The following is a 9437-nucleotide window of genomic DNA, read 5'->3' on the forward strand; positions in this document are numbered from 1 at the left end:
CCACCGTCACACCACTGCCAGTGGCCGTACTCCAGGCCAAGGACGCGTTGGTGGCTGACTTGAATGTGGCGTCATCAGGCCGTAGATACCATTGGCCCGCCTGAACGAAGGCGTTGGCATTCGATGCGTCAAAAAGAGGATCGGCAGGTGCCCCGGCAAACGCCATCGGCATCCGCAGACGATCCGGCACCGCGTACTCCACATCGCTGTCCTTGGACAAGGCGGCGGCCAGTGCCTGTGAACTGAGGCCTTGTGCCATGGCCACATGCAGGCGCAGGCCAATGGCTCGCCCATCCTGCACGGACAACCCTCGCCGGGCGCCCAGACGGTTCATGGGCGTTGCAAACGGAGCGGATCCGTCCGCTGACTGAGCCTGAGCCAAGGTATTCCTGAGCACAACGGCATCAGGCTTGAGTTTGACGATGACACGCCCGACATCGGCCTCTCCCGCATGAGCGACTGACAAGACCGACAAAGTCCCCATCAGCAAGCTTGCGAACCATTGCTTGAAACCTCGTCCAGCACACGCCACAAACATCACCCTACGTCCCCAAAAAAATCGATCCAGATTGCCATATGCGCGTTTTCCGGACAAAACGCGATCAGCGTCACAAAACTGCCTCATTTCGAGGCATGCCAACCCTCACCCCAGGGGGAACCCGGGTTCCCCCAAGTTTGCCAACAAGGTTATCCACAGGATCCGGGGATAAGTACGTGCACGGCAACCACGCAACGCTGCTTGTCTCGGTTCATGGCAAGGGTAATGCGGAAAACTGCCAGACACGACGCTACAGTCCTGCGGTTACGAAACTTCATCATTGAAAAAACAGGAGAACCGCATGAAACGTATTTCGTTGACGACATTGAGCTTGCTGGCTGCCCTGATGGGCGGTTGCGCTGCTCACGGGGGCCATGGCGAACATGACGCTGCAGCCTCGCAAGACGATGGCCCGGGCATGAAGATGGGTCACATGATGATGGCCAACATGGCTGTGGCCACGCTCACCCCCACTCAAGGCAACACTGTTCGGGGCATGGTGGTCTTCCACGAGATGCAAGACCACGTGATGGTGCATGCACATTTCACCGGCCTGGCCCCAGACTCTGAACACGGCTTCCATCTGCATGATGTGGGCAACTGTGCCAGTGCGGACGGCACCAGCGCAGGCGGCCACTTCAACCCAGGCAAGACAGCCCACGGGCCACAGGACGCCGAGCACCACGCTGGAGACATGCCCGCCTTGAAGGCCGATGCCAACGGCGTCATCGACCAGAAGTTCATGCTGCACGGCGTGACCATCAAGACGGGCGCCAACGCCATTGACGGCCACAGCGTGATCCTGCACGCCAACGCGGATGACTACAAGACGCAGCCGACGGGCAACTCAGGCCCCCGCATTGCCTGTGGCGTGATCGCGGTTCATCCCTGATCGATCACCACACGGCCGATCACAAGAGGCTGGAAGCCACATTGATGGTCAAGGCCACCAGGCTTGTGTTGAACAAGAAGGCCAGCACACAATGCACCAGGCCCACGCGGCGCATGCTGGAGCTCGTCATCGACACATCGGCTGTCTGGCCTGAGGTGCCAATCACGGCGGCGAAATAGAAAAAGTCCAGGTAGTTCGGGTCCGGTGTCTCAGGAAACTGTAGCCCACCGGAACGGCCCTGGCGCCGCGCCACGTAGAAGTCGTGCGCGTAATGAAGCGCGAACATCATCTGCGTGAACGCCCATGAGGACAGGATCGTCACCCCGGCCAGGGCGATATGGAGCGTGCGAGCCGCCCCCGTGAACTCCTTGGCCACCGACAACTCGGCCACGATCGAGCCCAGGCTGGCCAGTGCAGCCAGCACCACCAGTGCCAGAATCGCCAAAGCCCCGTCGTCTTGCTGACACGCCCTGCGCTGGATCTGTGCGTGGCTGGCGTGCGCCATCATCCAGCCCGCCAGCAGAAGGTAAATCCAGGCCCCGGCATTCCAGCCGATGATCCAACGTGTCACGTCTCGCGCAGCCCATTGAGTCGGCAGGCACAGCGCAACGGCCATGCCGATACCACCAGCGATAAACAGGCGCGGCCTGATCTGAATCTGCCTGAGCAGCGGGATCTTGTGCAGGGACATGCCCATCATCATAGCGACAGGCACTGCGCCATCAGGAGGCGGCGGCGTCAGATCATGGACGCGGGATCACTCTCGACAAACTCGGCGCCATTGGCACGGAAGCGGCGAATACGGCGTGGCTTGAGGTGCACGGTCGCACCTGCCTGCAAGATGCCGCTGTCACGCAGCGCAGCGTACTCGGAGCGCGGCAGCTCCACGTCGATCTCGCCAGCGCCGTCCGCACGCTTGAACTCCAGGCGCGTGTTCGGGCCAACCGTCAAGGTGTGCACCAGGCTCACAGGCAAGCTGCCCTCTTCCGCACGTGCCAGCACCTGGATCTCATGCGGGCGCACATAGCTCACGGCATCAGCCGCCGCATTGGCCGACGAAGCCACCGCACCTGGTGCGTGATCGCGGCCATGGAACAGGTTCACATCGCCCAGGAACTGCAGCACGAAAGGTGTCGCGGGATGGTCATAGACCTGATCGGGCGTGCCTTGCTGCTCGATACGGCCCTGGTTCATCACCACAATGCGATCGGCCACTTCCATGGCTTCTTCCTGATCGTGGGTCACGAAGACGCTGGTGATGTGCATCTCATCATGAAGGCGGCGCAACCAGCGACGCAGTTCCTTGCGCACCTTGGCATCCAGCGCACCAAAGGGCTCGTCCAACAGCAGCACCTTGGGCTCCACAGCCAAAGCACGTGCCAAGGCAATGCGCTGGCGTTGCCCACCGGAGAGCTGGTGTGGGTAGCGATCGGCGATCCAGTCCAGTTGAACGAGCTTGAGCAACTCGGTCACCTTGGCCTTGATCTGCGCATCGGACGGGCGCGTGTCCTTGGGGCGCACGCGCAAGCCAAAAGCCACGTTCTCGAAGATCGTCATGTGGCCGAACAAGGCGTAGTGCTGGAACACAAAGCCGACCTGGCGTTCACGCACGGCCACATGGGTCGCGTCTTCGCCGTTGAACAGCACCGAGCCGCTGTCGGGTGTTTCCAGGCCGGCAATGATGCGCAACAGCGAGGTCTTGCCGGAGCCCGAAGGGCCCAGCAAGGCCACCAGTTCACCGGATGGGATGTCGAGGTTCAGCTGGTCGCACACGGTGACCGAGCCGAAACGTTTGACGAGGTTCTTGACTTCAATGCTCATGCAGCAACTCCAACGTCCTTGGCCTGGGCCAGCTCGCGCTGCACCTGACGCTCGACCATGTATTTGAGAACCAGGGTGACCAGCGCCAGGCTGGCCAGCAAGGATGCCACGGCAAAGGACGCGGCGAACTGGTACTCGTTGTAAAGGATTTCAATGTGCAAGGGCAAGGTGTTGGTCTGCCCACGCACGTGACCCGACACCACCGATACGGCGCCGAACTCGCCCATGGCACGCGCGTTACACAGGATCACACCGTACAGCAGCGCCCACTTCACATTGGGCAACGTCACCTTCATGAAGGTCTGAAAGCCCGATGCACCCAGCACGCGCGCGGCCTCCTCCTGCTCCTGGCCCTGCGCCTGCATCAGCGGAATCAGCTCGCGGGCCACGAAGGGAAAGGTCACGAAGATCGTGGCCAGCACGATGCCCGGCACAGCAAAGATGACCTTCAGATCATGATCGCGCAGCCATTCGCCGAACCAGCCTTGCAGGCCGAACACCAGCACATAGATCAGGCCGGCAATCACCGGCGACACGGAGAACGGCAGATCGATCAGTGTGAGCAGGATGCTCTTGCCTCGAAAGTCGAACTTGGCAATGGCCCAGGCCGCTGCCACGCCGAACACCAGGTTCAAGGGCACAGAGATGACTGCGGCGATCAGTGTCAGCGTGACGGCCGACACGGCATCGGGCTCGGTCACAGCGGCCAGATAGACATCCACGCCTTTCTTGAAGGCCTCGTAGAACACGGAAGCCAAAGGCACGAACAGGAACAAGGTGAGAAAGATCAGCGCGATGCTGATCAGGACCCAGCGCACCCAAACAGGCTCTTTGGTGGCGCCCACCACATTGGGCGGCGCCATGGTCTGATGGTTTGAAATGGCAATGGTACTCATGATGGCTCTCGTCTTTCCAATCATCCAGATCACTTGCCCTGACGCTTGCGCGCCCAGGCCTGCAAGGCATTGATGGCCAGCAAAAGCAAGAAGGACATCACCAGCATGACCACAGCAATGGCAGTGGCTCCGGCGTAGTCGTATTGCTCCAGCTTGGTGATGATCAGCAGCGGCGTGATCTCCGAGACCATGGGCATGTTGCCCGCAATGAAGATGATGGAACCATACTCACCCAGTGCGCGCGCAAAGGCCAGCGCAAAGCCAGTCAGCAAGGCTGGCGTCAGGATGGGCAGGATGACCTTGTAAAAGGTTTGCAATCGGCTGGCACCCAACGTTGCGGCGGCCTCTTCCAGCTCCGATGCCATGTCCTCCAAAATGGGCTGCACGGTGCGCACGACAAAGGGCAAACCGATGAAGGTCATCGCCACGAACACTCCCACAGGCGTGAAAGCCACCTTGATGCCCAGTGGCTCCAGATACTGACCAATCCAGCCGTTGGCAGAATACAAACCTGTCAGCGTGATACCGGCCACGGCAGTGGGCAGCGCGAACGGCAGGTCTACCAGGGCATCCACAATCCGGCGACCAAAGAAGTCATAACGCACCAGCACCCATGCCACGAGCAAGCCGAACACGGCGTTGATGATGGCCGCCAGAATCGAAGCGCCGAAGGTCAGCTTGTAAGAGGCCACCACGCGGGGCGATGTGACCACCTCCACGAACTCCGGCCAGGTCAGGGCCGTGGTGCGCAAGAACGCCGCCCCCAGCGGGATCAGCACGATCAGGCAGAGGTAAGTCAGCGTCAGGCCCATGGCCAGATCGAAGCCCGGCAAAACCGAGCGACGACGCAACAACACAGAAGAAAACAGCATGACAGGAGGCCAGCAACATCAAGGCCTCCGATGCTAAAGATGCCGGACTAAAAGCCAAACGACGCTTTCCGCCACTGCTTATGCGAAAAACGCAGAAGGCTTTCAGCCCTGCACCAGACTGGCGTCAAACACGCGGAATCAAGCCTGAGAGAGCGCGCTATCCAGATCCGCCAACAGATCGTCGATGTGCTCGATGCCGACCGACAGGCGCACCGTGTCTTCGGCCACGCCCGTTTTGGCCAGCTCTTCGGGCGAGAGTTGCCGGTGGGTGGTAGATGCAGGATGCGTGGCCAGTGAGCGCACATCGCCAATGTTGACCAGACGCGTGAACAGCTTGAGGCCATCCAGGAAACGAGCACCTCCTTCACGGCCGCCCGGCACGCCGAAAGTCAGCAAACCCGATGCCTTGCCAGAGAGGTACTTTTTGACCAATGGGTTCTCGGGATGATCGGCCAGCCCGGCGTAGTTGACCCACTTCACGCGAGGGTGCTTTTGCAGATGCTGCGCCACCTTCAGCGTGTTGTCGCTGATGCGGTCCATGCGCAGACCCAGTGTCTCGATGCCCTGCAAGATCAAAAAGGCATTGAAGGGCGACAAGGCCGCGCCGGTATTGCGCAAAGGCACGACACGCGCCCTGCCGATGTAGGCCGCCGGGCCCAAGGCCTCGGTATAGACCACCCCGTGATAGCTCACGTCAGGCTCATTGAGCCGCTTGAAGCGGGCCTTGTGCTGAGCCCAGGGAAACTTGCCGGAGTCCACAATGGCCCCGCCCAGGGTTGTGCCATGCCCGCCCAGGTACTTGGTCAGGGAGTGCACCACGATATCGGCGCCATGCTCAAACGGACGGCTCAAATAGGGTGAAGGCACCGTGTTGTCCACGATCAATGGCACACCATGGCGATGTGCGATCTCGGCAATGCGAGCGATGTCCGTGATGTTGCCAGAGGGGTTGCCCAAAGACTCTACAAAGATGGCCTTGGTGCGCTCGTCGATCAAGGGCTCGAAACTGGCTGGATCACGGTGATCAGCAAAGCGCGTGGTGATACCAAACTGCGGCAGCGTATGGGCAAAGAGGTTGTAGGTGCCGCCATAGAGCGCCGTGGACGACACGATGTTATCGCCCGCTTCAGCAATGGTCTGAATGGCATAGGTCACGGCCGCCTGCCCTGAGGCCAGCGCCAGCGCACCAATGCCGCCCTCCAGCGCAGCGATGCGTTGCTCGAGCACATCTGTCGTGGGGTTCATGATGCGCGTGTAAATGTTACCCGGCACCTTGAGATCAAACAGATCAGCGCCATGCTGCGCGCTGTCAAATGCGTAAGCTGCTGTCTGGTAGATGGGAACCGCCACCGCCTTGGTAGTCGGGTCGGGTGAATAACCCGCGTGAACCGACAGGGTTTCGAACTTCCAGTCTGGATTGCTCATGCTCTTCCTCAGATCAACGGCCCTCAATGGGGCGGGGTGTTTACCCTAGCCGATGAATGCAGGCTTGCCAAGTGAGGAGAATCAGATAAGTATCTGCGCGATCCGTTGTTGCAGCCGCGTTCCGCCAAGGCAATCCAAGCTGCGCGCTCAGGCCAACCGCGAGACCCTTGCCGGCACATACTTGTGCCACGGCGTACCGGCCAGGAAATCACGTTGCGTGCAATCTGTCAGTTCGTTGGGTGCGACGCCCTTGCGAACAAGCTGGCCATCGGGCTGTTGATAGTCCAGCCCCAAGCCATTGGGTAGCGAGATATTGCCCGGCTGCATCATGTCCGTGACCTCGACGGGTACCTCGACCGTTGCGCGACGCGTGCTCAGTTGCACCACATCGCCATCCTGGCAACCAATGGCCTGGGCATCTTGTGGGTTGACGCGCAAGGTGCCGTAGGAGCCTCGCTTGTGCCACGCTGCATCGCGCACGGCGGTGTTGCTGGTCTCGGCACGCCGCTCACCCGCGGCCAGGATGAGGGGGAAGTCTGGATCCTGTTTAGGCGGTTCATGTGCGAGCTTGCCCAGTTCGGGCAGCAACTCTGGTATGTGCAAATTGATGCGATGCCCGGGATGGCCGACGGACAACCAACTGTCTTCATGATCTGCCATGGCATACACGACACCTGATCTCCCTTGGAGCAAGGCCTGGAACAGGCGCTCGGCCGCAAAGATCGGAAAGCCACCAAAGCCGGCCTTGGCAGCCACCTTGCGATTGCCCTGGATGTACAACTGTGCCACGCCCCACAGGGCGGAGGCCGATGCCATGCCCTTTGGCAAATGATCGCCCAGTGAGCGATACAAGATCACTGCGGCATACTTCATCACCTTCGGCTTGCGCATGCTCTGCGCCAGGAAGGTCAAGGCAAACGCGGTGCGCCCGAAGCGCAAGGCGCGGCGCAACGGCGCATAGTCCTTGTCGCTCAACTCACCCATGGCCTCGACAAGGCGGGCGTAGATCTCGGCTTCTGGCAAGGTACCTGGCAGCGGCGCGAACAAGGGCTGACGCAAGTGGAAGACATTGCGAGGAAACTCCAGATTGAAGAAGGTCGCCTCAGCCTTCTCGAACTGGCTGCAGGCCGGCAGCACGTAGTCAGCCTGGCGGGCAGTTTCAGTCATGGCCACATCCACAACCACAGAGAGCTCCAGCGCCCGCATGGCCTCTCGCATGCGTTGGCTGTCTGCCAGTGAGTGAACCGGGTTGCCGCTCTGGATCAACATCGCCCGATAGCGCTTGGGGTGATCGGTGAGGATCTCCTCGGGAATCACATTGCAAGGGATCAGCCCGATGATGATTTTGGCGTTGGCCACCGGGCTGCGTCGTTCCACACGTTTGGCCGAATTCGCGCCAACTGATGACTCCCCCTTGCTGGCCTTGGACAAGGACAACAAAGGCACAGGTGCATTGCTGGTACCGGGCCGACCGTAGTGCCCTGTGAGCACCCAGATCAGACGTTGCAAGTAGCTGCCCAGTGTGGAGTGCACGTTCATCTGCAGGCCGAGGTCCTCCAGGACAGACACACTCTTGGCCTGTGCGATGCAACGTGCCACCTCACGCAGCAAGGCCTCATCCACACCGCATACCGCGGCGTGCTGCGCCACGTTGATAGCCTGCAAGCTGGGCAACACGGCATCCAACCCACCCGTATGTTGCGCGACCCAATCCTTGGCCCACAGGCCTTCCTGCGCGATGATGCCCAGCAAGGCCGCCAGGCACCAGGCATCCGTCCCTGGTTTGATGGCCACGTGGTAATCGGCCATCGCAGCGGTTTCGCTGCGCCGCGGATCGATCACGATCATCTTGCGGTTCGGATCCTTCTGGATCTCTTTGAGCACCACGCGAGCCCGCGCAAAGCCGTGCGAATGCCAGGGGTTCTTGCCGATGAACACGGCCACTTCGCAGTGCTCGAAATCTCCGTGCACGCCGGTGCCCAGCATCTTGCCTTGCACCCAGAACTCGCCCGTCTTTTCCTGCGCCAGCGCGTTGGAGCGGTACTGGTTGCCCACCGCTTTCAGGAAGCTGTCAGCATAAGCGCCACCCAGGTGGTTGCCTTGGCCACCACCGCCGTAGTAAAGAATGCTTTCACCGCCGTGCTGGGCCTTGATGTCCTTGAACTTGCGGGCGATCTCGCTGATGGCCGTGTCCCAACTGATGGCTTCGTAGCTGCCATCAGACTTGCGCCGCATGGGTAAGGTCAGGCGATCTGCGCCGTTCTGATAAAAGTCCATGCGCTGGGACTTCTCGCAGATATAGCCACGCGACACCGGATGATCGTCATCCCCTCTGATCTTGATGATGTGGCGGCCACCCTCGCCGCCTGTCTGTACTTCCAGACCGCAATTGATACTGCACAGGATGCAGGCAGTTTTCTTCCACTCGGTGTTCGTGTCGGTCATGGCGCGCCCCTCGATGATGGCTGACGATGTGCTCAGGCATTATAGGTTCCAAAAAGGAACCAACAAGCTGATTCAAGATACGACGTACCGCTTGACGCGAAGCACCGGGCTCAGCGAACGCGCTGCCGAGCTCGCTGAGCCTTGGGCTTGGTGGCCTCAGGCGCAGCCATGGCCGCTTCACCAAGCATCGGCGCCAGCCCCGGCCCGGGCAAAGGCGTGACCTGAGTCGCCTGCAAGGGCTCATGGCATTCGGAGCACACCATCACCGGACGCATCACATGCCCGCATGCGCGATGCTGATAAAGCAAGGGCGGGCCCATACCTTTGTCCATCCAGTCATCGCCCCAGGTAGCCATGGCCATCAGGACAGGATGCAAGGCTCGCCCCTTCTCGGTCAGCACATACTCGTGCCGCACGGGGGCCTGTTGATACGGTACCCGCTCGAAAATGCCCTCCTCCACCAGGCGCTTGAGCCGACTGGCCAGGAGATGACGCGTCATCCCCAGACTGGTCTGGAAATCGTCAAAACGCCGCATGCGCATGAAGGC

General features: G+C 60.6%; 8 protein-coding genes and 1 pseudogene. 1 reads left to right on the plus strand and 8 read right to left on the minus strand.

All coding sequences use genetic code 11. The features are described 5' to 3' along the window. Nucleotides 1-490: pseudogene (locus EPO09_RS11685) on the minus strand (hypothetical protein); the annotation flags it as partial. A 349-nt stretch (nt 491-839) separates the two neighbouring features. On the opposite strand from EPO09_RS11685, the gene EPO09_RS11690 reads away from it, so the two are divergent. After that, on the plus strand, nt 840-1430 hold the full coding sequence (locus tag EPO09_RS11690) for a superoxide dismutase family protein (RefSeq protein ID WP_290643266.1): 591 nt from the start codon (nt 840-842) through the stop codon (nt 1428-1430). Nucleotides 1431-1449: 19 nt separating this feature from the next. Here the strand turns inward: EPO09_RS11690 and EPO09_RS11695 are convergent, their stop codons facing one another. The 7 genes from EPO09_RS11695 to EPO09_RS11725 all read right to left on the minus strand — a co-directional run. Continuing rightward, a complete protein-coding gene (locus tag EPO09_RS11695; protein ID WP_290643268.1) occupies nt 1450-2121 on the minus strand; it encodes a DUF1345 domain-containing protein in 672 nt (223 codons plus the stop codon). A gap of 47 nt (nt 2122-2168) precedes the next feature. Next, nucleotides 2169-3251, minus strand: a complete 1083-nt coding sequence (locus EPO09_RS11700) for a sulfate/molybdate ABC transporter ATP-binding protein (RefSeq protein ID WP_290643270.1) — start codon at nt 3249-3251, stop codon at nt 2169-2171. Then, a complete protein-coding gene (cysW, locus tag EPO09_RS11705) occupies nt 3248-4147 on the minus strand; it encodes a sulfate ABC transporter permease subunit CysW (protein ID WP_290643272.1) in 900 nt (299 codons plus the stop codon). The genes EPO09_RS11700 and cysW overlap by 4 nt, the downstream gene beginning before the upstream one ends. A 29-nt stretch (nt 4148-4176) precedes the next feature. Then, nucleotides 4177-5019, minus strand: coding sequence for a sulfate ABC transporter permease subunit CysT (gene cysT / locus EPO09_RS11710; RefSeq protein ID WP_290643274.1), 843 nt, complete (start codon nt 5017-5019; stop codon nt 4177-4179). Nucleotides 5020-5157: 138 nt separating this feature from the next. Next, nucleotides 5158-6444: an aminotransferase class I/II-fold pyridoxal phosphate-dependent enzyme gene (locus tag EPO09_RS11715; protein WP_290643276.1), complete on the minus strand. Its 1287-nt coding sequence runs from the start codon at nt 6442-6444 to the stop codon at nt 5158-5160. 147 nt (nt 6445-6591) lie between these two features. After that, nucleotides 6592-8889, minus strand: a complete 2298-nt coding sequence (locus EPO09_RS11720) for a molybdopterin-dependent oxidoreductase (RefSeq protein ID WP_290643278.1) — start codon at nt 8887-8889, stop codon at nt 6592-6594. A gap of 110 nt (nt 8890-8999) precedes the next feature. Continuing rightward, nucleotides 9000-9437: helix-turn-helix domain-containing protein (locus tag EPO09_RS11725; RefSeq protein ID WP_290643279.1), on the minus strand; the 438-nt coding region annotated here is incomplete at its 5' end.

Origin of the sequence: Aquabacterium sp. (genome assembly GCF_004297345.1) — a bacterium.
Taxonomy (GTDB): domain Bacteria; phylum Pseudomonadota; class Gammaproteobacteria; order Burkholderiales; family Burkholderiaceae_C; genus Aquabacterium.

Bases quoted from the DNA above. Each gene is read 5' to 3' on its own strand.
- EPO09_RS11715 (WP_290643276.1), bottom strand. From the start codon at position 6,444: ATGAGCAATCCAGACTGGAAGTTCGAAACCCTGTCGGTTCACGCGGGT.
- cysT (WP_290643274.1), bottom strand. From the start codon at position 5,019: ATGCTGTTTTCTTCTGTGTTGTTGCGTCGTCGCTCGGTTTTGCCGGGC.
- EPO09_RS11690 (WP_290643266.1), top strand. From the start codon at position 840: ATGAAACGTATTTCGTTGACGACATTGAGCTTGCTGGCTGCCCTGATG.
- cysW (WP_290643272.1), bottom strand. From the start codon at position 4,147: ATGAGTACCATTGCCATTTCAAACCATCAGACCATGGCGCCGCCCAAT.
- EPO09_RS11720 (WP_290643278.1), bottom strand. From the start codon at position 8,889: ATGACCGACACGAACACCGAGTGGAAGAAAACTGCCTGCATCCTGTGC.
- EPO09_RS11700 (WP_290643270.1), bottom strand. From the start codon at position 3,251: ATGAGCATTGAAGTCAAGAACCTCGTCAAACGTTTCGGCTCGGTCACC.
- EPO09_RS11695 (WP_290643268.1), bottom strand. From the start codon at position 2,121: ATGTCCCTGCACAAGATCCCGCTGCTCAGGCAGATTCAGATCAGGCCG.